This window comes from Ramlibacter agri, from assembly GCF_012927085.1.
In the GTDB taxonomy this organism is placed as follows: Bacteria; Pseudomonadota; Gammaproteobacteria; order Burkholderiales; family Burkholderiaceae_C; genus Ramlibacter; species Ramlibacter agri.
This window is the reverse complement of record NZ_JABBFX010000001.1, coordinates 1,955,017-1,979,139: the sequence shown is the minus strand read 5'-3', so window position 1 is coordinate 1,979,139 and position 24,123 is coordinate 1,955,017. Positions and strand designations below refer to the sequence as shown.

The 24,123-nt window shown below is 66.7% G+C and carries 27 protein-coding genes; 6 read left to right on the top strand and 21 right to left on the bottom strand.

All coding sequences use genetic code 11. From position 1 onward, the window contains the following. Nucleotides 1-1,055 precede the first annotated feature (1,055 nt). The 8 genes from HHL11_RS34915 to HHL11_RS09560 form a co-directional block, all read right to left on the bottom strand. On the bottom strand, nucleotides 1,056-1,358 hold the full coding sequence (locus HHL11_RS34915; protein ID WP_169418169.1) for a type II toxin-antitoxin system RelE/ParE family toxin: 303 nt from the start codon (nucleotides 1,356-1,358) through the stop codon (nucleotides 1,056-1,058). Beyond that, nucleotides 1,355-1,582 (bottom strand): addiction module protein, encoded by a 228-nt coding sequence (locus tag HHL11_RS09590; protein WP_169418168.1) that lies wholly within the window; start codon nucleotides 1,580-1,582, stop codon nucleotides 1,355-1,357. Before HHL11_RS09590 ends, HHL11_RS34915 begins: the two co-directional genes overlap by 4 nt. A 182-nt stretch (nucleotides 1,583-1,764) precedes the next feature. Then, the gene (locus HHL11_RS09585) at nucleotides 1,765-2,172 is read right to left on the bottom strand and encodes a GNAT family N-acetyltransferase (RefSeq protein ID WP_169418167.1); all 408 of its coding nucleotides are present in this window, start codon (nucleotides 2,170-2,172) and stop codon (nucleotides 1,765-1,767) included. Between the two features lie 109 nt (nucleotides 2,173-2,281). Next, the gene (locus tag HHL11_RS09580; RefSeq protein WP_169418166.1) at nucleotides 2,282-2,740 is read right to left on the bottom strand and encodes a hypothetical protein; all 459 of its coding nucleotides are present in this window, start codon (nucleotides 2,738-2,740) and stop codon (nucleotides 2,282-2,284) included. Between the two features lie 154 nt (nucleotides 2,741-2,894). Further along, nucleotides 2,895-3,338: a UBA domain-containing protein gene (locus HHL11_RS09575; protein ID WP_169418165.1), complete on the bottom strand. Its 444-nt coding sequence runs from the start codon at nucleotides 3,336-3,338 to the stop codon at nucleotides 2,895-2,897. A 130-nt stretch (nucleotides 3,339-3,468) separates the two neighbouring features. Next, a complete protein-coding gene (locus HHL11_RS09570) occupies nucleotides 3,469-3,789 on the bottom strand; it encodes a hypothetical protein (RefSeq protein ID WP_169418164.1) in 321 nt (106 codons plus the stop codon). A gap of 214 nt (nucleotides 3,790-4,003) precedes the next feature. After that, nucleotides 4,004-4,723, bottom strand: coding sequence for a hypothetical protein (locus HHL11_RS09565; RefSeq protein WP_169418163.1), 720 nt, complete (start codon nucleotides 4,721-4,723; stop codon nucleotides 4,004-4,006). Nucleotides 4,724-6,011: 1,288 nt separating this feature from the next. After that, a complete protein-coding gene (locus HHL11_RS09560; RefSeq protein WP_169418162.1) occupies nucleotides 6,012-6,173 on the bottom strand; it encodes a hypothetical protein in 162 nt (53 codons plus the stop codon). Between the two features lie 56 nt (nucleotides 6,174-6,229). On the opposite strand from HHL11_RS09560, the gene HHL11_RS09555 reads away from it, so the two are divergent. Beyond that, entirely contained in the window at nucleotides 6,230-7,243 is a 1,014-nt protein-coding gene (locus HHL11_RS09555; RefSeq protein ID WP_169418161.1) for an integron integrase, read from the top strand. On the opposite strand, the gene HHL11_RS09550 is transcribed toward HHL11_RS09555, so the two are convergent. The 8 genes from HHL11_RS09550 to HHL11_RS09515 all read right to left on the bottom strand — a co-directional run bounded on the left by HHL11_RS09550 (nucleotide 7,240) and on the right by HHL11_RS09515 (nucleotide 16,888). Next, nucleotides 7,240-7,659 carry an Sbal_3080 family lipoprotein gene (locus tag HHL11_RS09550; RefSeq protein WP_342593241.1) on the bottom strand — a complete coding sequence of 140 codons (420 nt, stop codon included), beginning with the start codon at nucleotides 7,657-7,659 and terminating at the stop codon, nucleotides 7,240-7,242. The two genes, HHL11_RS09555 and HHL11_RS09550, sit on opposite strands and share 4 nt — an antisense overlap. Nucleotides 7,660-7,829: 170 nt before the next feature. Beyond that, nucleotides 7,830-8,192, bottom strand: coding sequence for a DUF1304 family protein (locus tag HHL11_RS09545; protein WP_169418160.1), 363 nt, complete (start codon nucleotides 8,190-8,192; stop codon nucleotides 7,830-7,832). Nucleotides 8,193-8,229: 37 nt separating this feature from the next. Then, on the bottom strand, nucleotides 8,230-8,583 hold the full coding sequence (locus HHL11_RS09540) for a hypothetical protein (protein ID WP_169418159.1): 354 nt from the start codon (nucleotides 8,581-8,583) through the stop codon (nucleotides 8,230-8,232). Between the two features lie 115 nt (nucleotides 8,584-8,698). Further along, nucleotides 8,699-8,848, bottom strand: a complete 150-nt coding sequence (locus HHL11_RS09535) for an AP2/ERF family transcription factor (protein WP_169418158.1) — start codon at nucleotides 8,846-8,848, stop codon at nucleotides 8,699-8,701. 3 nt (nucleotides 8,849-8,851) lie between these two features. Then, nucleotides 8,852-10,990, bottom strand: coding sequence for a glycogen debranching protein GlgX (glgX, locus tag HHL11_RS09530; protein WP_169418157.1), 2,139 nt, complete (start codon nucleotides 10,988-10,990; stop codon nucleotides 8,852-8,854). Between the two features lie 106 nt (nucleotides 10,991-11,096). Then, nucleotides 11,097-12,470, bottom strand: coding sequence for an efflux transporter outer membrane subunit (locus tag HHL11_RS09525; protein WP_169418156.1), 1,374 nt, complete (start codon nucleotides 12,468-12,470; stop codon nucleotides 11,097-11,099). Further along, nucleotides 12,467-15,637 carry an efflux RND transporter permease subunit gene (locus HHL11_RS09520; RefSeq protein ID WP_169418155.1) on the bottom strand — a complete coding sequence of 1,057 codons (3,171 nt, stop codon included), beginning with the start codon at nucleotides 15,635-15,637 and terminating at the stop codon, nucleotides 12,467-12,469. The genes HHL11_RS09525 and HHL11_RS09520 overlap by 4 nt, the downstream gene beginning before the upstream one ends. Nucleotides 15,638-15,655: 18 nt before the next feature. Further along, complete coding sequence (locus HHL11_RS09515; protein ID WP_240980039.1) at nucleotides 15,656-16,888, bottom strand: efflux RND transporter periplasmic adaptor subunit; 1,233 nt, start codon at nucleotides 16,886-16,888, stop codon at nucleotides 15,656-15,658. 114 nt (nucleotides 16,889-17,002) lie between these two features. Here HHL11_RS09515 and HHL11_RS09510 point away from each other — a divergent pair, with 114 nt between their 5' ends. Continuing rightward, entirely contained in the window at nucleotides 17,003-17,620 is a 618-nt protein-coding gene (locus HHL11_RS09510; RefSeq protein ID WP_169418153.1) for a TetR family transcriptional regulator, read from the top strand. 118 nt (nucleotides 17,621-17,738) lie between these two features. After that, complete coding sequence (locus HHL11_RS09505) at nucleotides 17,739-18,101, top strand: hypothetical protein (RefSeq protein ID WP_169418152.1); 363 nt, start codon at nucleotides 17,739-17,741, stop codon at nucleotides 18,099-18,101. A 95-nt stretch (nucleotides 18,102-18,196) separates the two neighbouring features. Here the strand turns inward: HHL11_RS09505 and HHL11_RS09500 are convergent, their stop codons facing one another. From HHL11_RS09500 to HHL11_RS09490, 3 genes are all read right to left on the bottom strand, one after another. After that, a complete protein-coding gene (locus tag HHL11_RS09500; RefSeq protein ID WP_169418151.1) occupies nucleotides 18,197-18,784 on the bottom strand; it encodes a hypothetical protein in 588 nt (195 codons plus the stop codon). Nucleotides 18,785-18,931: 147 nt separating this feature from the next. Further along, nucleotides 18,932-19,123, bottom strand: coding sequence for a YodC family protein (locus tag HHL11_RS09495; protein ID WP_169418150.1), 192 nt, complete (start codon nucleotides 19,121-19,123; stop codon nucleotides 18,932-18,934). A 10-nt stretch (nucleotides 19,124-19,133) separates the two neighbouring features. After that, nucleotides 19,134-19,514, bottom strand: coding sequence for a hypothetical protein (locus HHL11_RS09490; RefSeq protein ID WP_240980038.1), 381 nt, complete (start codon nucleotides 19,512-19,514; stop codon nucleotides 19,134-19,136). 27 nt (nucleotides 19,515-19,541) lie between these two features. Between HHL11_RS09490 and HHL11_RS09485 the strand changes: the two genes are divergently transcribed. Together HHL11_RS09485 and HHL11_RS09480 are read left to right on the top strand one after the other, a co-directional pair. Further along, complete coding sequence (locus HHL11_RS09485; protein ID WP_169418149.1) at nucleotides 19,542-20,027, top strand: cupin domain-containing protein; 486 nt, start codon at nucleotides 19,542-19,544, stop codon at nucleotides 20,025-20,027. A gap of 72 nt (nucleotides 20,028-20,099) precedes the next feature. After that, nucleotides 20,100-20,459: a hypothetical protein gene (locus HHL11_RS09480; protein ID WP_169418148.1), complete on the top strand. Its 360-nt coding sequence runs from the start codon at nucleotides 20,100-20,102 to the stop codon at nucleotides 20,457-20,459. Here HHL11_RS09480 and HHL11_RS09475 read toward each other — a convergent pair. Next, on the bottom strand, nucleotides 20,456-21,949 hold the full coding sequence (locus tag HHL11_RS09475) for a serine hydrolase domain-containing protein (RefSeq protein WP_169418147.1): 1,494 nt from the start codon (nucleotides 21,947-21,949) through the stop codon (nucleotides 20,456-20,458). The genes HHL11_RS09480 and HHL11_RS09475 overlap by 4 nt on opposite strands. Before the next feature lie 30 nt (nucleotides 21,950-21,979). Between HHL11_RS09475 and HHL11_RS09470 the strand changes: the two genes are divergently transcribed. Then, entirely contained in the window at nucleotides 21,980-22,597 is a 618-nt protein-coding gene (locus HHL11_RS09470) for an HAD family hydrolase (RefSeq protein ID WP_169418146.1), read from the top strand. A 78-nt stretch (nucleotides 22,598-22,675) separates the two neighbouring features. Here the strand turns inward: HHL11_RS09470 and HHL11_RS09465 are convergent, their stop codons facing one another. Beyond that, nucleotides 22,676-24,115 carry a cytochrome P450 gene (locus tag HHL11_RS09465; protein WP_169418145.1) on the bottom strand — a complete coding sequence of 480 codons (1,440 nt, stop codon included), beginning with the start codon at nucleotides 24,113-24,115 and terminating at the stop codon, nucleotides 22,676-22,678. Nucleotides 24,116-24,123 lie beyond the last annotated feature (8 nt).

Genomic DNA, 24,123 nt, shown 5'->3' with positions numbered 1-24,123 from the left:
CAACTGGCGCGTCAAGGTCGGCTGGTCGGTGAGACTTAACGTAGAGGTAACCGGCGGACCATAGGCGGGCGAATGCCCGCCGCCGGGGCGTCCGTGTCGACTGCCATGTTGGATTGCTGGCGCGGGTTGACCATGGCTCTCAGTATGACGCGCCCAGCCGTCGAGCGGCACGATCCCCCGGCCCGGCGGCCGGCGCAAACCCGGCTCTCACTTGAAGCTGCACACGCAGCCGAGGCAGCAGGCGCGCGGCACTGCGTTGCACCGACGTCCGGGTACTGCAGGTATCCGGCGGCGGGACGCGATGCAAGCACGGTGAAGTAGAGCTTTGACCGCCACCCAAGCTTTGGAGCGGGCGGCGTCCGCGCCCGGGCGCATTGGCGAGGCAGTCGCTCGAAGACCAACAGCGAACCTCGGTAGCTGACCTGGTGGCGCGTGACGTAACCCTGCCCGGACCTCACCTGCCTGCAATCCAACGTAGAAGTCACCGGCGGCGCCTAGGCGGGCGACAGCCCGCCGCAGCGACGTCCGTGTGCACTGCCATGTTATAGGGCGATGAAGCCGAGAGCGCTTTGACGAGCATGGGTGCAGATTAGCGCAACCACCACGGCGCGCCAACCTGGCGGACCACCGATACGCCTCCGGATCGTTCGATCGGACGAACGCGAAGTTGCACGACTGCCACGGTGCGAGCCAGAGGCGCGTTGCTAGCCGAAGCTGACCCGGCGGCATCACCACCTCGCCCGAACGGCTGGACCAGCCCCCAGCAAAGTGACGCACCACGAGTAACGCCGCTGAGCGGCACGGTGCATGTCCGCCGCGCGGCCGCGATGCCAGGAGAGAGACTGGCGGCGGGGCACACGCTTGGGTGATGCCTCCAAGAGGCCGAAGCAGAACGAGCGAGGGGGAACAAAAGCGAAGACGCCTGCTTCCGACGAAATCGTGGAGCGAAGCAGAGGCGCGGCACCTACGCTCAGCCCGCGCTATAACGTAGAAGTGACCGGCGGACAGTAGGCCGGCGAAAGCCGGCCGATAGGACGTCCGCGTCGACTGCCATGTTATCCCTCATGCCTGCGCGACCTCCAATAGCCCGGCTTCCGTCGGAAGGGAGCGACAGCTAGAACAACGATCTCGTTGCGGCGATGGACATACACCACGGAGAACGGGAAGCGCTTTGGAAAGACGCGCCTAGTCTTGAACAGGTACGGCGAGCCCATATCAGGGAATTCCGCCGCAAGAGCAACGGCGCGCTGAACTGACTCGAACAGGCGTTCGCCCAGACGGCGGTCAATTTCGGCGTAGTACAGGACCTCTTCCGCCAGTTCACTCCGCGCAGCGTCGTGAAAGCGGACTGGGGTCACTTCAGGAGGCGACGGATCTCGGCGAAAACTTCTTCAGCCGGAATGAGCTTGGCGGTGCCGCTCTCGACCTCTTCGAGACGGCGCTTGATCTCTTCCTCCCAGGCCGCCTCGATTTCCTCATCGGAATCCTGCACTGAGGAGAGAAGTTCTTCAGCCAGCCGAATCCTCTCTTCGGGCGGCAGAGCGCGCGCTTTGCGTGAGAGCTCGTCGATGAGGCTGGACATGGCTGCTCCTGGGAGATGTGACTAGTCTACTCCGCGCCGCGCAAGCCGCAAACTTGCCCGCCCGCTGAGGGATAACGTAAAGGTGACCGGCGACCGACAGGCGCGACCGACAGGCGCGACCGCAGGGAGCATACGTAGTTGGGCGTCCGCGTCGACCGACAAGTTAGGCGATGCTCCGATCTTCAATGGTCATCTCCTGCATAGATCCACATTGGCACAGTCTTGCCTGCACGCTCAAATCCCACGGCTTCGTAGAACGCGGTCGCGTCGCCGTCGGATGTGAGCATAAGCTGGTGGAAGCCACGATAGCGCTCCAGCAGAGCCGCCATTAGCACGCGGCCGATGCCGCGGCGGTGGAATTCAGGATGAACCAGTAGATGCGGAAAGTAGACCACCAGGTGCCCGTCGGAGATAGCGTTCCCCAAGCCGACAAGACGTCCTTCCATCCGCGCAGTCACCAGGGTGTGCGAGTCTCTCAGCGCGCACAGGAGCTGTTTCGGCTTTTCAGCGGAGGACCACCCATTGGCCTTGTAGATCGCGATCACTTCGGGTTCCGCGATCGTGTCGTTGAGCGAGATGGATGTTCGCATCGTCTAACGTAAAGGTGACCGGCACGTTGCGGTAAGGGGCCGCACGGTGCACGATTTCCAACGGCGCCGTGCGGCCCCTTGCCGCAACGTGTCCGAGTCGACCGACCTGTTAGACCGCACCGGGCACCTTAAGCAAACGGACTGAGTAGCGTTGTACGCCCCACATCACGGCAAACGTTTCGCTGACCTCATACCAGCGCCCACTGGGCTGGCCTGAGCCGTGATTCGCACCCATGCACGAGCATTCGCAATCTGCGCCCGTTGCGTTCCAGCAGGCTGAAGCGCACACCTCCTTCTCTCTATAGAGTTGGATGACATAGCAGGCACGATACCGGCTGAACGACAGGCGAATGGTTCGCTCAAACCACGCTTGCGGCACCTCCCAAGCACCGTGGGCCTTGTCCCAGCTTGGCTTGTTTCTCTGGCCGTCGCGCAACCAGACCTTGTTATCGGCAGCGTACGGGAGACGAACAAGAAGTGGCGCCGGACGCTGACGCTGGAAAACCACCGGCAAACGCGTCTGGCTCCAGAAGCGTTCGAGATCCTGAATCGGTGATTGCACAGACATAGCGCTCCTTGTGCGGTCTAACGTCGGAGTTGACCGGCACGCACCGGCAAGGCGCCGCGAGACGTATTCTCCTGCACACGGCTTGCGGCGCCTTGCCGGTGCGTGTCCGCGTCGAACGACATGTTAGCCCGCATGGGAGCGGCGCAGCGACCGGTTACCACAGGTCCGCCTCCTGGTGCGCCGATGTTGCCATCACTTCAAGGTCCATTGGAAACACCGCTTTCTCCCCCAGGGCGCTAGCGAGTTCCCGAGCAGTTTCCAAGGACAGATTCCGCAAGTTGGGATTGAACGAGTACAGCTTCGCACGGAAGAACACCGCCATACACGGTCCCGTCACGTAGCCAACGAGACTGTTGCCTCCACGGGTCGTGGCTCGAACGCTCCGATAAACATAATTCAGCGGAGCGTCCGTCGCTTCAGGAGGCAGCGGGAATGCGTACTCATCCGAGTAGCCTATCTGTTCGAGCGCATCCACAACCGCAGACCTCTCGAAGCCGAGCTCGACGAGCGTGTCGACATCGTCCGGCTCGTAGTAGCAGCCCCAGACAGCGTGCTCCAGGAAATCTCGTTCCTCCAGCGAAGAGAGGGGCTTGATCACCAACTTATGCATGATGCGGGCTAACGTGAAGGTGAGCGGCGGCTTGCGATAGGAGCGTGCGAAGCGCGCGGACGCCGCAAGGCGTCCGTCTCGACCGGCAAGTTAGATGTCACCCTCGCCATTGGGCTAGTCATTCCGGTACCACCTCGAAGTTGACACTGTAGATCCTCTGTCCCTTCACAAAAAGCTCCAGGCGATGCTTTCCCAGCGGGTCGCCGTCGTCGAACCAGAAGTGATCAACTATCAGCGCGTCACTTGAGCGGTACAGGTCGGTCTGAATGGCCTCTGGCGCCACCTTCCTCGTATCTCCCGAAGCTTCCTTCAGCGGGGCGGGCAAATGAACAACCTCGAACCAATCGATCGCCTCGCGGTTCGGATTCTCGAACTCAACACCGAATCGAAAACCGGTCTCCTTGAGCTTTAGAGGAATGCGGGTGGTTTCGACATCCATCCGATACTCACCAGGCGAGACTTGCTTCAGTATCCCAAACTTGACGTTCCGGACATCTGCATCCGCCTGAGCCGACGACGCGATGAGGCAGAAGGCGAACGCTAGCAATGATGCGGTTCTACGCATAGGAGCCTGTGACATCTAACGTAGAAGTGACCGGCGGACCATAGGCCCGCGACAGCGGGCCGCGAGGACGTCCGTGTCGACTGCCATGTTAGGGCTCATCTGGCAGCAGTTCCACCAAGGAGAGTGTTTGCTCCAGAAGTTCGTTCGCGTGCTGGCGTTCGAGAATGGCCAACTTCGCAAGTGGACCTGCGACCGTGCATACCGCCCATGCCAACGCACGGACGCTTGTTTCATGCCCTTGTGTCTGAAAAATGGAACCTAGGATCGGCCGCCTCTCATCGTTGTGGGCGCCCGGCAGAGTGCTCGGGTTGACATGGGTTCCGACTTCGCACAACCAAGCATAGTGGTCCTTGTCGGTCGGAACGACCCCATCCAACGCCTCAATTGTCTTTCTCACCGCCGCCGGACTGTAGTCGTGGCGTCGCTCCTTCTCCGAGGAATCGATCCATTTTCTTATGTGCGCAGCGTCTGAGAAGAACAGCTGCATCAGGTTGCCGATTTCAGAAATGTTCCTCGACAAGGCTAGTGACTCGTCGTAGTACCCAAAGCCAATGAGGCGATACGAGCCAAGCGCCGACGTGCAAGTACGGCCGGCTAGGTACTCGAACACGTGTTCCCGACCGTGGCAACCCCAGTAGCAGCACGCCGTCCGGTAAAGAAGCGACACCACTGTTCCAAGTCCGTCAACGATTGCTTCAACCTGTTTGGAGCCGGAACGCAGAGACTTGCGCGCACATTCGTCCTCGAGCGAGGCCATCCGCTGCCAGAACGCACGTCCAGTTGGGAAGTCGGGCCGCGGGGTCTTCATGATGAGCTCTAACGTAGAGGTAACCGGCGGACCATAGGCAGGCGAATGCCTGCCGCGAGTAGGTCCGTGTTGACCGCTGTGTTAGACCGCATGTGGCGGAACGGACACTGGCCGGACAAGTTTGATCGGGAAGTCTTCTCGAAAGCCATCGAGCGTGGTACCCGCAGTTGATGCCAGATGCCAATTGCCTCCGATGTAGGCAAGTGACCACCAAGGGTCGTTTGCATCGATCGAGTCCACAAAGTCATAGGTACGGCAGAGAGAGTCTGCTCCAAGCAACCGGAAAAACAGATCAGCCAAACGTAGATCAGCATATGCGCCAAGACTGCAGGACTCTCGGACCACAAGGCATTCGAGTAGTCGCGGCCATGCTGCATCGCCCGTGCTCCGCATAACTGCCCAGAAATCGCCAAGCTGCCTCGGGAATTCCTCAACAGACTCGGACACGTCGACTTTCAGCCCAGCGGGCAAGGCCAATCTGAGTGCCGCTTCCACTTCAGAGGCGGAAAGTAGCTTTGACAACGTGACGTCGAAGCTCTCGGATACGTGACTCATGCGGAATAACGTGAAGGTGGTCGGCACGTTGCGGCAAGGCGCCGCGGGGCGTACGACTTTCCAACACGCCTCGCGGCGCCTTGCCGCAACGTGTCCGCGTCGACCGACATGTTAGACCGCATTACGCCACTCCTGCCAGCGCCAGAGCCACAACGCTTGTGGAGGCGATGATGGCTTGGTATCGCGGGAGATTGCAAGAGTTGACCTGACCCCGCCGTCAAGTGATTGCGTCATCTCGTGGGCAAGCGTCAAGGCGGCTGCACGCGATAGACGGATATGAACCGTGCTGTGCTCATAGCGCACCCACATAGCTCTCGCGGAATGCGCAGGCTCAAGTTCGAACACTGACTTCCACCAGAATCCGAAATCTACACCGGACGTATAGAGGTTGAACCACGCCCGACCATCCGGCACGCTCGACTGCATCTGCAGCCGGTCCACACGCCCGTCCGCTAGGTGGGTCAGTTGTTCATGCAAGTGCTCACGGCGTTCGTCCGAGAGCGCCAAGTGTAGACCGCGCCACTCGCAAATGGGACTCTTGGCCCGAAGCATCAGAAGCCCAGGCCGTTCGGCCAAGCGCTCGAAGTATGCAGATGGCTGGATTTCAAGCACCCAAGCTTGAACCTGCTCCCGCGACGGCACAATTCTCACCGGTGCGGTCTAACGTAATGTGTAGCGTGATAAATCATGCCTTATCCCGCTTCCCCTGGATAAGACAAGGACGAGGTTTGTCTCAGCGTCGCGCGCCGACATCATCATCTCGACACCCCTTGCCCAATAAGGCCTCGCGCAAACATCCCATCGGATAACCCGCGATTTCGCCATTTGCAGCGCGCGGAATAAAGCCGCGCGATAAAACCTGACTCACAGGATAAGGCCATGCCACTTCATCCATTTGGCTGACCTCCTTCCGCCTGCCAATACGTTGTGGGCTTAACTACCCCCACTCGCATGGCGACCCCACCCCACCCCGCCGCCCCTCGCCTCCTGGCCCAGGTCCGCGAGCAGGCTCGCTATTTGCACTATAGCCTTCGCACCGAGAAGGCCTATGTGTACTGGGTTCGCTTTTTCGTCCGCTGGAGCGGCTTGCGGCATCCGCGCGACATGGGCGCCGCCGAAGTGCAAGCCTTCCTGGCCATGCTGGCCACGCAGCGCCGGGTTTCCTCTTCCACCCACAGCCAGGCGCTGAGCGCGCTTCTCTTCCTCTATCGCGAGGTGCTGTCCATCGACTTGCCGTGGCTGCAGGACTTGCAGCGCCCTTCGTACAAGCGGCGCATCCCGGCCGTCCTGACTTCGCAGCAGGTCACCGCCTTGCTGGCAGCCATGCCCGCCGGCACCGTCCGCCTGGTGGCGCACCTTCTTTACGGCACGGGCATGAGGTTGATGGAGGCGCTTCGCCTGCGCGTCAAGGACCTGGATTTCGACCGTTGCGTCATCGTCATCCGCGAGGCGAAAGGCGCGAAGGACAGGGTCGTGATGCTGCCGCAGGCGCTAGCGGATGCCTTGCGTGTGCAGGTTGCCGCGTCCCGCGCGCAATGGGACCACGATCGCGCGGCCGGCCGCGGCGGCGTCTGGGTGCCGCACGCCCTGGAGCGCAAGTACCCGCGCGTCGGCCTCAGCTGGAACTGGTTCTGGGTCTTCCCCGCGCCGGCGTTCACGACGGATCCGGACACCGGCGTCCTCCGCCGCCACCACCTCCATGAAGACCGCTTTCAGCGCGCCATCAAGCGCGCGGTGGCGCTCGCCGGCCTCGACCGCCAAGTGTCGGCCCACACCCTGCGCCACAGCTTCGCCACCCACCTGCTGCAGGCCGGCACCGACATCCGCACCGTCCAGGAACTCCTGGGCCACAGCGACGTCAGCACCACGATGATCTACACGCACGTGCTGCGCGTCGCCGCGGGCGGCACGCGCAGCCCCCTCGATGCCCTGCCGCCGGCGCAGGCCGCCGCGCCGCTGGCCTAGCTTCGCGCCCCGCCCGGGAACAGCTGGTTCACCAGTTCGTCGACCTTGCGGTCGGCGTCGATGAACTTGTTCATGTTGCCGCCGCCGCGCAGCGAGTCGTACTTCGCTTCCCCCACCTGCTTGCCGGCGGTGAAGACGCGGATTTCCGCATAGGCCATGTACAGGGCGAGGTCCCAGCGCCAGCTGGCGGTGTACGTCGTCGTCGTGGCGCAGGCCGTGATGGGCGCGCTCGCGGGCAGCTGCCGCACTGCGTAGCCCTTGGTGGCCAGCGATCGCTTGTACGCTTCGATGAAACCGGCCTTCACCGACGGGTTTTCAATGACGCAGATCTCGCGTTCCAGCGCGACGTCCACAGGGCGGACGGTTTGGTGGATGGCGCACCCGGCCAGGAATGCACACAGCGTGGCACTGGCCACGCACAAAAGGCGGCTCCTCACGATTCTTCTTCTCCGTCCCGCGTTATTTGCTCTGCATTCTAGAGCGGCACGGCGCGTGCCAAGCCGCGTCCGGGTCCTTCGGATGGCGGGTGTGTGGCCAGTTCGCCGCAGCGGCGCCCGGCGCCAGCACCTTCTTCTACCCGGCGCGGCTACGCCACCAGCACCAACACCAACGCCAACGCCACCGCCGCCGGCAGCGCCTGCACGAACAGGATCTTCCGGCTGGCCGTCGCCGCGCCGAAGAGGCCGGCCACGATCACGCAGACCAGGAAGAACACCTTCACGCCGGTGCCGGCGTCACCCAGCACCAGGCCCCACACCAACCCAGCCGCCAGGAAGCCGTTGTAGAGGCCCTGGTTCGCGGCCAGCACCTTGGAGGCGCGCGCGGCTTCCAGCGTCTGGCCGAAAGCCTTCAGGCCGGCCGGCTTGTCCCAGAGGAACATCTCCAGGACGAGGAAATAGGCATGCAGCAGGGCGACGAGGCCGACAAGGACGGCGGCAACAGTGGACACGGCTCCTCCCGGGTTGGTTGCCGCCCGACTATAGCAATCACCCTTCGTGGAACCACTGCAGCCGCTTGTGGAACAGGCGCTCCAGCGCCGCCTGCCATTCGTTCTCGCCGCACTCGCGCGTCCAGGGCCGCGGGTCGCCGGGCCGCTGCAGGTGGGTCAGCGTGAACTGGTGCGTCCGCGCATCGAAACCGACGCGCACTTCGGCGCCAGCCGCATCGCCCGTGTGGCGCAGCACCAGCACGGCACCGTCCATGGCGGGCTGCAGCGAGCGCGCATAGCGCGAAGCCGCCAGGAACTCCGCCACGGCCAGCAGCGGCAGGAAGGCGGCGGCGTCGCCCAATGCGCGGCCTTCGAAAGAGGCCACGGCCTCGGCCCACGACAGCGTCTTCACTTCGGCTCGCTCGTCTTCAAGATATCGATGGGCGCACTATAGCTTCCGCGCGTAGGGCGGCTGCTGCTGCGAGACGAAGGTGCTCAGCCCTTCGCCGGCGACCGCCAGCCGCTGCCTAGTGCCGCTTGAAGTACTGCACTTCCTTTTCATGCTTCTCGGCCTGCTCGCGCGTGTCGAAGGTGCCGAGGTTGCGCCGCTTGCCCGTCTTGGGGTCCACCTTGCGCGAATAGAGGCGATAGCCGCCCGAAGGCAGTTTGCGGATCATCGTTCAGTCCCTGGGACACCGGAACAGCTTCAGCGAGCGTCCCGGCAACAGCGTCTGGCCGCCCGCGTCCTGCATTTCCTGCGACTCGTCGTTGCTGGTGTCCACCAGCAGCTGCCACTGGCTGCACTCTTCCAGCGCCGGCAGCTTGAAGTCCAGGTCCTCGTGCGAGGCGGACACCAGCAGCAGCAGGTGGTCGTCGGCCACGGGCTGGCCGCGGCGGTCCGTCTCCTTCAGGCCATTGCCGGCCAGGAACAGCGCCAGCGACTGCGTGTGCGGGTTCTGCCAGTCCTCGTCGCTCATTTCCTCGCCGTCATGGCGGAACCACATGATGTCGCGGATGTCGGTGCCGCGGATCGGGCGGCCCGAGAAGAATTTCTGCCGGTGCAGCGCCGGGTGCTCGCGCCGCAGGCGCACCAGCTTCTTCGTGAACTCCAGCAGCGTGTTGTCCGCGTTGTCCCAGTCGTACCAGCTGATCTCGTTGTCCTGGCAGTAGGCGTTGTTGTTGCCCTGCTGGGTGTTGCCGATCTCGTCGCCGCCCAGCAGCATGGGCGTGCCCTGCGACAGCAGCAGCGTGGCCAGGAAGTTGCGCTGCTGGCGCGCGCGCAGCTTGTTCACCTCCGCGTCCTCGGTCGGCCCTTCGGCGCCGCAGTTCCACGACCTGTTGTCGTTGTGGCCGTCCTGGTTGTTTTCCTGGTTGGCCTCGTTGTGCTTGTCGTTGTAGCTCACCGTGTCGCGCAGGGTGAAGCCGTCGTGCGCCGTCACGAAGTTGACGCTGGCGTAGGGCTTGCGCCCGTCGCCCTGGTACAGGTCGCTGCTGCCCGTGAAGCGGTAGCCGATGTCGCTGGCCAGGCCGCCGTCGCCCTTCCAGAAGGCCCGGATAGAGTCGCGGTAGATGCCGTTCCACTCCGCCCACTTCACCGGGAAGTTGCCCACCTGGTAGCCGCCCTCGCCCACGTCCCAGGGTTCGGCGATCAGCTTCACCTGCGACAGCACCGGGTCCTGGTGGATGATGGTGAAGAAGCCCGAGAGCTGGTCCACCTCGTGCAGCCCGCGGGCCAGCGTGCTCGCCAGGTCGAAGCGGAAGCCGTCCACGTGCATCTCCAGCACCCAGTAGCGCAGCGAGTCCATGATCAGCTGCAGAGTCTGCGGGTGCCGCACGTTCAGCGTGTTGCCGGTGCCGGTGTAGTCGAAGTAGAAGCGCGCGTTGTCCGGCACCAGCCGGTAGTAGGTGGGGTTGTCGATACCCTTGAAGCTGAGCGTCGGTCCCATGTGGTTGCCCTCGCTGGTGTGGTTGTAGACCACGTCCAGGATCACCTCGATGCCCGCGCCGTGCAGCGCCTTCACCATCTCCTTGAATTCGCGCAGCGCGCCCAGCGGCTCGCCTCGCTTGTGGGCGGCGCTGTAGCGCAACTCCGGCGCGAAGAAGTTCAGCGTCGAATAGCCCCAGTAGTTGGTGAGGCCCTTGTCCAGGAGGAAGGGATCGTCCAGGTGGGCGTGCACAGGCATCAGTTCCACCGCCGTCACGCCCAGGTCCTTCAGGTAGCCGAGCATGGTGGGGTGCGCCAGGGCCGCGTAGGTGCCGCGCAGTTCCTCCGGCACGCCGGGGTGGCGCATCGACAGGCCTTTCACGTGTGTCTCGTACAGCACGCTGTCCGGCAGCGGCGTGTTGGGCGCGCGGTCGCCGCTCCAGTCGAACCAGGGGTCGATCACCACGCCCAGCGGCGCGCCGCGCGCTTCCTGTTCCGCCATGGCCAGGTCTTCGCGTTCGCCGCCCATCGGGTAAGCGAACACGCCGCGATCGAAGTTCTCCAGGCCGTCGAGCGCCTTGGCGTAGGGGTCGAGCAGCACCACGTTCGGGTTGAAACGCAGGCCGCGCTCCGGCTCGTAGGGGCCGTGCACGCGGTAGCCGTAGCGCTGCCCGGGCTTCAGGCCGGGCACGTAGCCGTGCCAGACGAAGGCGGTCTGCTCGCGCAGCGGCACGCGCGCCTCCTGCCCTTGCTCATCGAACAGGCACAGCTCCACGCGCGTGGCGTTCTCGGAGTACAGCGCGAAGTTGACGCCCTGGCCGTCCCAGGTGGCGCCCAGGGGATAGGGTTCACCGGGCCAGGCGGTGGGTGCTGGGGAAGGGCTCGCGTCGCTCATGGCGACGATGGTTCACCAACGGCGGAGCCAGCCCCGTAGGACGGCACCGCCTGAGCTCGTCATGGAGGCGGGGTTTCGCGCAGCGAACCCGAGCTCTCCCGCCCGGTCAGGAAGCCCAGCCGCCCCCGAGCGAGCGATACAGCTGCACCTGGTTCTGCAGCCGCGCCAGCCGCGCCTGCACCAGCGCCTGCTGCGCCGCGAACAGCGAGCGCTGCGAGTCCAGCAGGTCCAGGTAGCTCGCCACGCCGTTGTCGTAGCGCAGCTTGGCCAGGCGATTGCGCACCGTCTCGGCCTCCACCACCTTGCCCTGCGCATCCAGCTGGTCGCCATAGGTGGCGCGGCCGGCCAACGCGTCGGCCACGTCCTTGAAGGCCGACTGGATCGCCTTCTCGTACTGCGCCACCGCGATCTCGCGTCCCGCCACCGACGAACCCAGGTTCGCCTGGTTGCGGCCGGCGTCGAAGATCGGCTGCAGCAAGGTCGGCGTGATCGAATAGGCGAAGGTGCCGCCCTGCACCAGCTTGTTCAGCTCGCTGCTGCCGATGCCGGCCGCAGCCGTCAGCGTGATGCGCGGGAAGAAGGCCGCGCGGGCCGCGCCGATGTTGGCGTTGGCCGCGATCAGCTGCAGCTCCGCCTGGTGCACGTCGGGCCGCTTCACCAGCACTTCGCTGGGCACGCCGGCCGGCAGGTCGGGCAGCGCGAACTTGTCGGTGGAGACGCCCACCATGAAGTCCGGCGGCACCGGCGCGCCCAGCAGCAGCGCCAGCGCGTTGATGTCGGTGGCGCGCTGCCGCTGCTGCTGCGCCAGCGTCGTGCGCGCGCTTTCGTACAGCGACTGCGCCTGGCGGAAGTCGATCTCGCTCGAAGCGCCGTTCTCGAAGCGCAGGCGCGTCAGGCGCAGCGACTCCTCGCGGGTCGTCAGCGTCTCGCGCGTCAGCGCCAGCAGCTCCTCGTCGGCGGCCACGCCCATGTAGGCGTTGGCGACCGAAGCCACCAGCGTGGCCTGCGCCGCGTTGCGGCCTTCTTCGGTGGCCAGGTACTGGTTCAGCGCCTGCTCGCTCAGCGCACGGATGCGGCCGAAGAAATCGATCTCCCAGCTGCTCAGGGCCAGGCCCACCTGGTAGGTGGTCGACTCGATGTTGGCGATGTTGGGCGCGCGGCTCACCTGCGCCTGCAGGCCCACCGAGGGCAGCTGGTCGGCCTTGCGGACGTCGTAGGCGGCGCGCGCCTGCTCGATGTTCAGCACCGCCACCCGCAGGTCGCGGTTGTTCGCCAGCGCCATCGTGATCAGCTCACGCAGGTGCGGGTCGGTGAAGAACTCCTGCCACTTCAGGTCCGAAGCGGCCCTGCCGTCCTTCGCGCCCGGGTAGGGGAACTGGTTCGCCACCGGCGCCACCGGGCGCTCGTAGGTCGGGATGAAGGAGCAGCCCGCGGCGGCCACGGCCGCGGCGGCAAGCACCGTCAGTTTCAGCAATTTCATACCTGGTCTCCCGCCGTCGCGCCCGCGGGCATTTCATGTCCCAGTTCGTGCGTGTACAGCTTGCGCTGGCGCTCGCTGCCCTTGAAGTAGCCGCGCACCACCACGAAGAAGATGGGAACGAAGAAGATGGCCAGCCCGGTGCCGGTCAGCATGCCGCCCAGCACGCCGGTGCCGATGGCACGCTGGCTGGCGGAGCCGGCGCCGCTGGCGATGGCCAGCGGCAACACACCGAGGCCGAAGGCCATCGAAGTCATGATGATGGGCCGGAAGCGCAGGTGCGCCGCCGCCAGCGCCGCCTCGATCACGCCCTTGCCCTGGGCCTGCAGGTCCTTGGCGAATTCGATGATCAGGATGGCGTTCTTCGCCGACAGGCCGATGATCGTGATCAGCCCCACCTGGAAGTACACGTCGTTCGCGTAACCGCGCAGGAGTGTCGCAAGCAGCACCCCCAGCACGCCCAGCGGAACCACCAGGATCACCGCCATCGGGATCGACCAGCTTTCGTACAGCGCGGCCAGGCACAGGAACACGGCCAGGATCGAGAAGCCGTACAGCACCATGGCCTGCGAGCCGGCGAGCTTTTCCTCGCGCGACTGGCCGGTCCACTCGTAGCCGAAGCCGGCCGGCAGCTGCGCCGCCAGGCGCTCCATCTCGTTCATCGCCGCACCCGTGCTGTAGCCCGGCGCCGGCGAGCCGGAGATGCGCATGGCCGAATAGCCGTTGTAGCGCACGGTCTGCATCGGTCCCATGATCCACTTCGTCGACGCGAAGGACGACAGCGGCACCACCTTGCCTTGCGTGCTCGGCACGTTCAGCCGCAGGATGTCCTCCGGCTGCATGCGCGATGGCGCGTCGGCCTGCACCACCACCCGCTGCAGGCGGCCGCGGTTGGGGAAGTCGTTCACGTAGGCCGAGCCGAGCGCGGTGGACAGCGTGGTGTTGATCGCGTCGAAGCTCACGCCCAGCGCCTGCGCCTTGTCGCGGTCGATCTCCAGCTGCAGCTGCGAGGCGTCTTCCAGGCCGTCCGGGCGCACCTGCGTCAGCACCTTGCTTTGCGCGGCCATGCCCAGCAGCTGGTTGCGCGCGGCGAGCAGCGCGTCATGGCCCTTGCCGCCGCGGTCCTGCAGGCGGAAGGTGAAGCCGGAAGCGACGCCCAGTTCCGGGATCGGGGGCGGGCTCAGCGGGAAGATGAAGGCATCGCGGATGCCGGACAGCGCGCCGAAGGCACGGCCCGCCAGCGCGCCGGCGGAGTGCTGCTCGCCCTTGCGCTGGTCCCAGTCCTTCAGCGTCACGAAGGCGAGGCCCGCGTTCTGGCCCTGGCCGCTGAACGAGAAGCCCAGCACGCCCACCATGCTCTCCACTTCGGGCTGCTTCAGGATGAAGCCTTCCACCTGCTGCATCACGTTGCGCGTGCGCTCCAGCGTGGCGCCCGGCGGCAGCTGCACGTTGACGAGGATGTTGCCCTGGTCTTCCTGCGGCAGGAAGGACGTGGGCAGGCGCGTGTAGACGAGCGCCACCACGCCGGCGATGGCCGCATAGACGATCAGGTAGCGGGCGGCGCGGCGCAGCAGGCGCGACACCAGGCCTTCGTAGCCGTGCGCGGTGCGCGAGAAGAAGCGGTTGAAAGCGCCGAAGAAGCCGCGCTTCTCGACGTGGTGGCCGGCCTCCACGGGCTTCAGCAGCGTGGCGCAAAGCGCCGGCGTCAGCGACAGCGCCATGAAGGCGGAGCAGGCGATCGACGCCACCATCACCGCCGAGAACTGGCGGTAGATGTTGCCGGTGGACCCGGCGAAGGCGGCGAGCGGCACGAACACCGAGATCAGCACCACGGTCACGCCGATGATGGCGCCCTGGATCTGGCCCATGGCCTTGCGCGTCGCTTCACGCGGCGGCAGGCCCTCCTCGCTCATGATCCGCTCGACGTTCTCCACCACCACGATGGCGTCGTCCACCACGATGCCGATCACCAGCACCATGCCGAACATGGTCAGCACGTTGATCGAGAAGCCCAGCGCCAGCAGCGCGCCGAAGGTGCCCAGCAGGGCCACCGGCACCACCAGGGTCGGGATGATGGTGTAGCGCCAGTTCTGCAGGAACAGGAACATCACCAGGAACACCAGCGCCACGGCTTCCAGCAGCGTCTCCACCACCTGCTTGATGGAGATCTTCACGAAGCGCGAGCTGTCGTAAGGGATGTCCCACTTCACGCCCTTGGGGAAGTAGGTCGCCAGTTCGCCCATGCGCTTGCGCACCAGGTTCGCCGTTTCCAGCGCGTTGCCCGAAGGAGACAGCTGCACGCCGATGCCGGTGGAGGCCTTGCCGTTCAGGCGCGCCTCGGTGCTGAAGCTCTGCGCGTTCAGTTCCACGCGCGCCACGTCCTTCAGGCGCACGGTGGCGCCGTCCGGCGTGGAGCGCAGGACGATGTTGCGGAACTGCTCCACGTTGGTCAGCTGGCCCGGCACCACGATGGTGGCGGACACGCCCTGGCCCGGCACGTTGGGCAGGTCGCCGATGGTGCCCGCGGACACCTGCGCGTTCTGCGCCTTGATGGCGGCGTTGACGTCGGCGGCCGACAGGTTGAAGCCCACCAGCTTCTGCGGGTCGATCCAGATGCGCATGGCGGCTTCGGTGCCGAACAGCTGCGCCTGGCCGACGCCGGGAATGCGCTGGATTTCGGGCAGCACCGAGCGCGACACGTAGTCGCCCAGGTCCACCGGCGTGAAGTTGGGGTCGTCCGAGGACAGGATCGTGAACAGCAGGAAGTTGTTGCGCGACTTGTCCACGCGCACGCCCTGCTGCGTCACCGCCGCGGGCAGGCGCGGGGTGGCGCGGGCCAGGCGGTTCTGCACGTCCACCTGCGCCAGGTCGGCGTTGGTGCCGGGCTCGAAGCTGATGGTGATCTGGCCGACGCCGTTGGCCTGCGTCACCGACTCCATGTAGATCATGCCGGGCGAGCCGTTCATTTCCTGCTCGATCACGCTGATGACGCTTTCTTCCAGCGTCTGCGCGGAGGCGCCCGGGTAGGTGGCGGTCAGCACGATGGCGGGCGGCGCCACCGGCGGGTACTGCGAGATCGGCAGCTTGGTGATGGAGACCGCGCCGATCACGATCAGGAACAGCGCGATCACCCACGCGAAGATGGGTCGGTCGATGAAGAACTTGGCCATGGGCTGGCTACTCTTTCCTTAGCGCTGGGCGGCCTGCGAAGCGGCGGCCTTGGGCGCGGAAGCCGGCGCGGAGGCGGGCCGGGCGGCCGTGCCGGCCGGGCCGGCGGGCGCGGCGGCGCCGAAGGGCACGGGCTTCACCGGCGCGCCGGGGCGCACCTTCTGGAAGCCGTCCACCATCACCATCTCGCCGGCGTTCAGGCCGGACAGCACGACCCACTGGCCGTCCTGCGAACCGCCCACCTTGATGGTGCGCTGGCTCACCTGGCCGTCCTTGCCGACCACCGACACGGTGTCGCCCTGCGGCGTGCGCGTCACGGCCTGCTGCGGCAGCAGCATGGCGTTGCGGGCCTTGGCCTGCTCGATCTGCACGCGCACGTACATGCCGGGCAGCAGCATGCCCTGGGCATTGGGCACTTCGGCGCGCAGCGTCACCTGGTTGGTGTTCTGGTCCACCGTGAGGTCGGCGAACAGCAGCTTGCCCGGTTGCGGGTACAGGCTGCCGTCTTCCAGCACGATGCGGATCTCGGCGCCTTCGCCGCCGGCGCGCTTCAGGCGGCCTTCCTGCATGGCGCGGCGCAGGTTCATCACCTCGGTGGCCGACTGCGTGAAGTTCACGTAGAGCGGGTTGATCTGCTGGATGACGGCCAGCTGCGTCGCTTCGCCCTGGCCCACCAGCGCGCCTTCGGTCACCAGCGCGCGGCCGATGCGGCCGGAGATGGGCGCCGTCACGGCGGCGTAGCCCAGGTTGATCTGTGCCGTCTGCACCGCGGCCTTGCCGGCGGCGACGTCGGCCTCGGCCTGCTTCTGCGCGGCCACGGCATTCAGGTAGTCCTGCTTGCTGATGGCGTTGGCTTCCACCAGCGGCTTGTAGCGCTCGGCCAGCGCCGTCGCCTGGCCCAGGTTGGCCTGCGCGCGCGCCAGCGTGGCCTGCGCGCTGGAAGCGGCGGCCGCATAGGGCGCGGGATCGATCTTGAACAGCACCTGGCCGGCCTTGACGTCGCTGCCTTCGCGGAAGGTGCGGCTTTGCAGGATGCCGGCGGCGCGGGCGCGCACCTGCGCGACGCGCAGGGCTTCCAGGCGGCCGGGGAGTTCCGTCACGAGACCGACATCGCCGGTCGATACAGTCACCACCCCGACTTCGGGGGCCGGTGGCGCGCCGCCGCCGGCCTGTTGTGCGTTGCCGGAACCCTGGCCGCAACCAGCGAGCAGGAAGAAGGGAATGAGCAGGAGCCAGGCACGAACCTGGGGCATGCGTGCAGCCATGGGACGCCTCGGGAAATTCTTGAAATGGACCCCCGCGCCGGACGACCTGGCCGGGGAAAGTGCCGCAGTATACATACAAGTTTGCATGTATATTCCACGGCCATGGCCCGCCGCTCCAAGGAAGACGCTCTCGCCACCCGCAACAGCCTGCTGGATGCGGCCGAGCGCGTGTTCCTCGCCCAGGGCGTGGCGGGTACTTCGCTCAACGACATCGCCCTCGCTGCCGGCACCACGCGTGGCGCCATCTACTGGCACTTCCGGGACAAGGCCGACCTGTTCAACGCGATGATGGACCGGGTGGCGATGCCCTTGCAAGGTGCCCTGGAAATGGTGGAGCAGGCGCACGAAGCCGACCCGCTGCCGGCCTTGAAGCAATCGCTGCGCCAGGCCTTCCACCAGACCGTCAACGACCCGCAGACGCGCCGCGTGTTCGAGGTGGCCACGCACAAGGTGGAGTACGTCGACAGCCTGTGCGCGGTGCGCGCACGCCACCAGGAGATCCGCGACGAGACGGTGGCCTGCTTCCGCCAGCTGCTGTTGCGCAGTGCCGCCGCGCGCGGCGTCAGGCTGGGCCTGCCCGGCCCTGCCGCCGCCCAGGGGCTGCTGGCCCTGGTGGACGGCCTCATCCAGAACTGGCTGCTGGATCCGCACGCTTTCGAGCTGGAAACGGCCGGAGTGCGCGCGGTCGAGACTTATTTGCGGGGTATGGGACTGGAGTAGGACGGCGCTTGCGCCCCGTGCCGCCGCGGGACTTCAACCGGGCGCGGGGCTGGAACGTCATGGAGATGTGCCCTCGCAAGGCATCCTGTCTCCACATCCAACAGCAAAGGAGTCCCTCATGAAATTCAGCGCCCTCACCCTCGCCGCCGCCCTGGCAGTGGCCGGTACCGCCGCCTTCGCGCAGACCGAAGTGCACCGCAGCGTGCAGGTCGGCCCCAACGGCGAAGTGACCCACGTGACGAAGCGCGTCGAGACGCCCGACGGCACGCGCGTGGTGCACAAGATGCGCCGCGTGACGACGCACACCACGCCGGTCGTGGTGCATCGCCGCGTGATGTACGAGCACCCGCACTACTGGCACCACCAGCACCGCGTGATGTACCGCGAGCACTATGACCACGGCCGCCACCTGGCCTACGGCCACCGCGACCACGACCGCGACGTGGTGGTGCACCGCGAGATCGTCCGCCGCAACGGCTGACACGCGAGCAGGCAGTGAAAAGGGCGGCCCAGCCGCCCTTTTTCATTGCCGATGCAAACAAGAAGGGCGGCCAGGCCGCCCTCTGTCCTTGTCGATCAGGACTTGCCGTACTTCTTCTTCGCGTCGGCGACGCACTTGTCCTTGGTGTCACCCTTGAGCGTGTCGCACTTCTCCTTGTCGGCGGCGTACAGCTTGTCGTTGGTGTCTTCCTTGACGTCCGCTTCCTTCTTGGCCACGGCGGCGGAGCCGGCGCCCTTCTCGGCGGCGGTCTTTTCGACCTTCGCCTCGCCCTTGGCGGCGGTGTGCGCGGCCTTGGCTTCCTTCTTGCACACGTCCTTGGCGTTGCCCTTCTGGTCGTCGCACTTCTCCTTGGCGACGTCGTAGTCGGCATCGGCCTTGGCCTTGGTCACGTCGGCGTCGTGCTTGGGGCTGGGCTTGTACTTGGCTTCGAGTTCGGCCTTGGCGACCTTCTCCTTGCCCTTGGCCTCGGCCTTGCAGATGTCCTTGGCGTTGGCCTTCATCGGGTCGCAAGCCTTCTTGTCGGCCTTGTAGGTGGAGCTGATCTGGTCCTTCTCGGCCTTGTAGGCGTTCTTGTCCATGCCAGGTGCCGCGTCGGCGGCAAATGCGGAGCCCGCGAGGGCGCAGCAGACGGCGGCGGCCAGTGCAACGATGTCCTTCTTCATGCTGTAGGTCCTTTCTGGTAGGTGAGCAAATGCTAGGGTCTGGGCCCTTTCCCAAGAACGGACCAGGCGCACCCGCGGCAGTAGGAGCCGGCAAAGGCTGAGTGTCGGCAGGTTCCTACATCGCTGGACGGTCCAGCGCAGGGGCGCTCAGGCCTGGGCTGCAACCTCGCGCCGGGCGGAGTTCATGTCGACCATGGACACGGCCAGGAAGGTGCCGATGCAGGGCTTGCAGTGCTCGTCGAACCAGACGCAGACGGCCAGGTCGTCGCTCGCGACCCGCACCAACATCAGAGGCCCGCCATCCTTGTGGCGGACCAGGTCCCCGGACTGAAGCTGCATGTTCGGCGGATTATGCGCCCGTGACCAGGCCAGGGTCGAGCTCGCGGATGCGCTCTTCCACGTAGTACCCGCCGTACTCCGTGTACCGAAGGAAAGGCCGGTGGCAGGCCGTGCAGCGCCACAGCTCGCTGCGGTTGTACGGGAAGTACCCAGGCGCGATCGGCGCCGCCGGCGACCACAGGGTCGTGCCGGCGGGGTGGACCTCCTCCAGGGTCGGGTCTTCGTCCGCCGGGTCGCGCAAGGTGCCCACAGCCTCCAGCCGGTCGCGGTCGAACGTGCCGGAGAGCGCCTCCCAGCCCGGGCAAACCAGCGCGGCGCATGCGGGGCAGGCCGCTTGCGCGGGAATGCGCCGGAGATCGTCGGCGGTCAGGAGCGGCAGCATTGCGGGCATGCGGCGATTGTCCTACGCTGCAACCCCATGAGCAGCAAGCACACCCACGACGAGCCGGCCTGGAAGCACGACGGCGTGCGCGTCATCCCCGGCAACCAGCTCGATGCGAACACGGCGCAGACGCCGGGCATGGACCGCAAGGCCGCGATCAACTTCGCCCGCGTCGGCGCGCAGAAGCTGTGGGCCGGCACCGTCCACATCCACCCCGATGCCAAGACCGGCGCCCACCACCATGGCCCGCTGGAAAGCGTGATCTACGTGGTGAAGGGCCGCGCGCGCATGCGCTGGGGCGAGCACCTGGAGTTCACGGCGGAAGCCGGCCCGGGCGACTTCATCTACGTGCCGCCCTATGTGCCGCACCAGGAGATCAATGCCAGCCGCACCGAGGTGCTGGAGTGCGTCCTGTGCCGCAGCGACGGCGAGGCCGTCGCGGTCAACCTGGACATCGAACCGGTCGAAAAACCAGAACAGGTGCTTTGGGTCGATCCCACGCACCCCCGCGGCGCGGTGTAGATTCTTGCCCCATCGCAAGCAACCACCCCGGGCTTCGGGCAAGATGGCGGGTTGGGGAGAAGAACAACGTCCATGGCTTACAAGCTTACGTACAAGCACGGGCCGAAGATGGCGCTGGCCGAGGTCAGCGCCCTCGCCTTCCTGGAAAGCGCCGAGCCGGTGCTGGTCGAGATCGCGGCCTGCACCCGGCAGCACGGCGACCGCCGGCTCCTGGTGAACCTGCTCGATGTCGTGGGCACCTTCGGCGCCAAGGAGCAGCAGGCCATCGGCCTGCTGGCCGTCCAGTACCTGGGCCACATGGAGAAGGTGGCTTCGCTGGTGCCGCAAGAAAAGCTCACCCGCATCAGCGAGTCGGCCGCCCGCGCCGAGGGCATGCAACTGCAGGTGTTCACCAACTTCACCGACGCGGTGAGCTGGCTGGTCGCGGACTAATCCACCGCTTGCGCCGCGAACTTCGCCGCGAAGCCGTTCACCGTGCTGGAGAAGGCCACCTCCACCCGGTCACCGTCGAAGCGCAGCACCCAGGAGGCCACGCCGCCCTCGTTGACGTAGCGGACCTGCACCGCCAGCGTCGATTCGCCCGTCCAGAAGGCCCGTGTCACGGTGAGGCCGCGCGCGCCCTGCGTCCGTGCCGGCTGGCCCGGCTGCCCGAGCGGCAGCACCTCGGTGCCGCCACTGGCGGTGACGATCTCGCATTCGTTGCGCTCGCCCAGGCGCAGCGTGAACTGCGCGATGCCCATCCGGTTCGGGTCGGCCTTCCACGTGCGGCCCGACACGCGCTGCGCCAGAGCGGGCGGCGGCAGTGCGACCGGTTCCGGCTCCGTCGCCAGCGCACGCACCTTCGTGGCGAGCGCCTGGGCCGCGGCCGGATCCTCGGCCAAGGCTTGCTCCGAACGGACGGCGCGCTGCAGCACGTCCAGCATCGCGCCCAGGTCGTAGTGGCGGCGGCCGGTGAGCACGGCAACGACGTCCTCGCGCGGCAGCACCACGATCAATTGGCGGTTGAAGCCCACCGCCATGAAGGCGCCGCGCGCCGGCAAGGTCCACCAGCCGTTGGCATAGCGGAAGTCCGCGCCCGGCCCGGGCGTCATCGGCAGGCTGGCGGCGAAGGCGCGGTCCACCCAGGCGCGCGGCAGCAGTTGCCGGCCCTCCCATTCGCCGTGCCGCAGTTGCAGCAGGCCGAGCCTGGCCATGTCGCGCGGGTGCAGGTACAGGCCGAAGCCGCCGGTGCTGGTGCCGCCCGGGTCCTTGCGCCAGCGCCATTGCGTGATGCCCAGCGGCGCGAACAGCTGCTTCGCGGCGTAGTCCTCGGTCGTCATGCCGGCCGCCTGCGCCAGGATGGCCGAGGCCAGCTGCGAGTTGCCGCTGTTGTAGTTGAAGCCGGCGCCGGGCGCCTGCGCCATCGGCTGGTCCAGCACGAACTGCACCCAGTCGCGGCTGGCGTACATCTTCAGCGCGGTCTCGGGCACGGCGTCGGCCAACGGCTCGATCCAGGCGATGCCGGAATCCATGTCCAGCAGGTGCTGCAGCTGCATCGCCTGCTTGCGCGCATCGAGGTTGGCCGGCGTGCGTCCGCGCATCAGCTCCACGACCGGCGTCTCGGCCGGCGGCAGCAGGCCCTGGGCGACGGCCAGGCCCACCAGCGCGGAGGTGACGGTCTTGGTGGCGGAGTTGATGGCGTGCAGCTGGCCGGCTTCGTAAGGGCCGTAGTAGGCCTCCAGCACGATGCGGCCATGGCGGGTGACGAGCACGCTGTCGGCCTGGTTGGCCTGGCCGAAGTCCAGCAGCGACTGCAGGGCCGGCGAGGACATGCCTTGCGACTCGGGCGTCGCGGTGCTCCAGCCCTGCGTCGGCCAGGCCGTGTCGGCTTGCGCGGCGGCCACGAAGACGAAGCCGGCCAGCGTTCCCCAGAAGTTGCGCATGACGCCTCCTTGCGCCCTACGATAGCGTCCATGCAGGACACTCCGCAAGCCCTCCTGTTCGACCTCGGCGGCGTGGTCGTGGACATCGACTTCGAGCGCGCCTTCGCGCACTGGGCGCCGCATTCGGCGCGGGACCCGGCGGCAATGCGGCAATGGTTGCAGTTCGACGAGCCTTACGAGCGGCACGAAACCGGCCACCTCGCTCCGGACGACTACTTCCGCCACCTGCGCACGCAGCTGGCCCTGGGCTGCAACGAAGCAACGTTGCGCGAAGGCTGGAACACCATCCTGGTCGGCGGCATAGCCGAGACGCTAGGCATGATCGACCAGGTGCGCGGCCGCGTGCCCTGCTACGCGATCAGCAACACCAACCCCGTGCACCTCGCGCACATGCGCAGCGCCTTCCCCGGCATGCTGGAGCGCTTCGAGCATGTGTTCGCCTCGCACGACATCGGCCACCGCAAGCCGCACCCGGAGTCTTTCGGCCACGTGCTGCGCGCGATCGGCGTCGCCGCGCCGCGGGCGCTGTTCTTCGATGACCTGGCGGTGAATGTGGAAGCGGCGCGGAAGTGCGGGCTGCAGGCGGTGCTGGTGCGCGGGCCGGGGGATGTGCGGCAGGCGTTGGCAGAACACGGGCTGCTGGCCTGATGTAGGGTGCGCAGCTTGCTGCGCACCGCGCGAGGACGACCGCGTGCGGTGCGCAGCGGAGCTGCGCACCCTACATGATTACCGGGACCGCAGCCGGAGACGCATCTTCAGATCCACCGGCGCCATCGTCAGCGCCATCCGCTCCGCCGGCTCGTCGCGGCCGGGCACGCCCACGAACTCCAAGTCGAAGTTGGCCAGCAGCATCGCCGTGACCATCTTCACCTCCGTCATCGCCAGGTAGCGGCCCGGGCACATGCGCGGGCCGGCGCCGAAGGGCATGACCGCGCGCTTGGCGGAGGACAGCGACTTCGCGCCGGGCTGCCCGGTGCGCCAGCGGCTCGGGTCGAAGCGCTGCGGGTCCGGGAACTGGCCCTCGTCCAGCGCCGGCCGCCGCAGCAGGCAGGCGACGATGGCGCCCTTGGGCACCAGCACGCCGGCCACCTCGGTGTCCTCGCCCACCTCGTTCATCAGCAGCGGCGCCACCGGCTTCAGCCGCATCGCCTCGCTGGCGCAGGCCTCCACTTCGTCCAGGCCCGCCAGCTGCTCGACGCTGCAGGCCACGCCATCGGGTGGCAGCACCGCGTCCACTTCCGCGCGTGCCATGGCCACCGCCTGCGGATGCCGGCCCAGCAGCCAGAACAGCCAGGCCAGCGTATGCGCCGTGGTGTCCTCGCCGGCCAGCAGCATGGTCAGCACATTGCCCGCGACGTCCTCGTCGGTGATGCCCTGCTGCCCTTTCTGGCTGGCGGCGATCAGCGCCTGGATCAGGTTCTCGGGCCGCTCGCGCAGCTCGGGCCGCTCGTCCAGTTGCGCCCGCGCCCGCGCGATGAAGGCCTGAACCTCGGCGCGCAGCGCCACCACGTGGTGCCGCAACGAGCGATTGCGCATCCAGCGCGGGAGCTCGAAAGGCGTCAGCAGGCGCTTGAACAGCGCCGGCAGGATGACGTTCAGGTGCTGCTGGATCGCCGTCTCGCTGCTGGCCTCCAGCGTGTTGAGGTTGTGCCCGAAAGCCAGGCAGGTGGTCACGTCCACCGTGTAGCGCATCAGGTCGGCGAGCACGTCGATCTCGTGGCCCTTCTGCGCAGCTTCCAGCCAGCGCCGCCGCAGCGTCTGCGTGATCTCCGACATCGCCGGCAGGTAGCTGCGGATGTGCGCCGGGTCCAGGCCCGCGAGCACCATGGGCCGCTGCCGCCGCCAGGTGTCGCCGTTGGACGAGAACAGGCCGAGGAAGCCGATCTCGCGCGAGGTGGCTTCCAGCCGCGCGCCGCGCCGGAACACCTCCGGCCGGCGCCGCAGCACCGAAGCGATGACCTCCGGGTTGGAAACGGCCAGGAAGGGCCTGCGGCCCAGCCGGAAGGCGAACACCTCGCCGTACTCGCGGCTCCAGTCCTCGAGCTGGCGGTGAAAGGATTCCAGCTTGACGCGGGGCGCGATGCCCAGCAGCGGCCAGCCCCGGGGGCCGGGAACCGCATGCATTGCGCGCGGCGGCGGCGCGTTCGGCGCGACTTCCGTAGTCATTTCTTCCT

Bases quoted from the DNA above. Each gene is read 5' to 3' on its own strand.
- HHL11_RS09505 (WP_169418152.1), top strand. From the start codon at position 17,739: ATGAAATTCAGCGCCCTCACCCTCGCCGCCGCCCTGGCAGTGGCCGGT.
- HHL11_RS09535 (WP_169418158.1), bottom strand. From the start codon at position 8,848: ATGATCCGCAAACTGCCTTCGGGCGGCTATCGCCTCTATTCGCGCAAG.
- HHL11_RS09490 (WP_240980038.1), bottom strand. From the start codon at position 19,514: ATGCCCGCAATGCTGCCGCTCCTGACCGCCGACGATCTCCGGCGCATT.
- HHL11_RS09500 (WP_169418151.1), bottom strand. From the start codon at position 18,784: ATGAAGAAGGACATCGTTGCACTGGCCGCCGCCGTCTGCTGCGCCCTC.
- glgX (WP_169418157.1), bottom strand. From the start codon at position 10,990: ATGAGCGACGCGAGCCCTTCCCCAGCACCCACCGCCTGGCCCGGTGAA.
- HHL11_RS09580 (WP_169418166.1), bottom strand. From the start codon at position 2,740: ATGTCTGTGCAATCACCGATTCAGGATCTCGAACGCTTCTGGAGCCAG.
- HHL11_RS09590 (WP_169418168.1), bottom strand. From the start codon at position 1,582: ATGTCCAGCCTCATCGACGAGCTCTCACGCAAAGCGCGCGCTCTGCCG.
- HHL11_RS09555 (WP_169418161.1), top strand. From the start codon at position 6,230: ATGGCGACCCCACCCCACCCCGCCGCCCCTCGCCTCCTGGCCCAGGTC.
- HHL11_RS09480 (WP_169418148.1), top strand. From the start codon at position 20,100: ATGGCTTACAAGCTTACGTACAAGCACGGGCCGAAGATGGCGCTGGCC.
- HHL11_RS09565 (WP_169418163.1), bottom strand. From the start codon at position 4,723: ATGAAGACCCCGCGGCCCGACTTCCCAACTGGACGTGCGTTCTGGCAG.
- HHL11_RS09560 (WP_169418162.1), bottom strand. From the start codon at position 6,173: ATGGATGAAGTGGCATGGCCTTATCCTGTGAGTCAGGTTTTATCGCGC.
- HHL11_RS09470 (WP_169418146.1), top strand. From the start codon at position 21,980: ATGCAGGACACTCCGCAAGCCCTCCTGTTCGACCTCGGCGGCGTGGTC.
- HHL11_RS09525 (WP_169418156.1), bottom strand. From the start codon at position 12,470: ATGAAATTGCTGAAACTGACGGTGCTTGCCGCCGCGGCCGTGGCCGCC.
- HHL11_RS09585 (WP_169418167.1), bottom strand. From the start codon at position 2,172: ATGCGAACATCCATCTCGCTCAACGACACGATCGCGGAACCCGAAGTG.
- HHL11_RS09475 (WP_169418147.1), bottom strand. From the start codon at position 21,949: ATGCGCAACTTCTGGGGAACGCTGGCCGGCTTCGTCTTCGTGGCCGCC.
- HHL11_RS09465 (WP_169418145.1), bottom strand. From the start codon at position 24,115: ATGACTACGGAAGTCGCGCCGAACGCGCCGCCGCCGCGCGCAATGCAT.
- HHL11_RS09515 (WP_240980039.1), bottom strand. From the start codon at position 16,888: ATGCCCCAGGTTCGTGCCTGGCTCCTGCTCATTCCCTTCTTCCTGCTC.
- HHL11_RS09570 (WP_169418164.1), bottom strand. From the start codon at position 3,789: ATGGATGTCGAAACCACCCGCATTCCTCTAAAGCTCAAGGAGACCGGT.
- HHL11_RS09520 (WP_169418155.1), bottom strand. From the start codon at position 15,637: ATGGCCAAGTTCTTCATCGACCGACCCATCTTCGCGTGGGTGATCGCG.
- HHL11_RS09495 (WP_169418150.1), bottom strand. From the start codon at position 19,123: ATGCAGCTTCAGTCCGGGGACCTGGTCCGCCACAAGGATGGCGGGCCT.
- HHL11_RS09510 (WP_169418153.1), top strand. From the start codon at position 17,003: ATGGCCCGCCGCTCCAAGGAAGACGCTCTCGCCACCCGCAACAGCCTG.
- HHL11_RS09485 (WP_169418149.1), top strand. From the start codon at position 19,542: ATGAGCAGCAAGCACACCCACGACGAGCCGGCCTGGAAGCACGACGGC.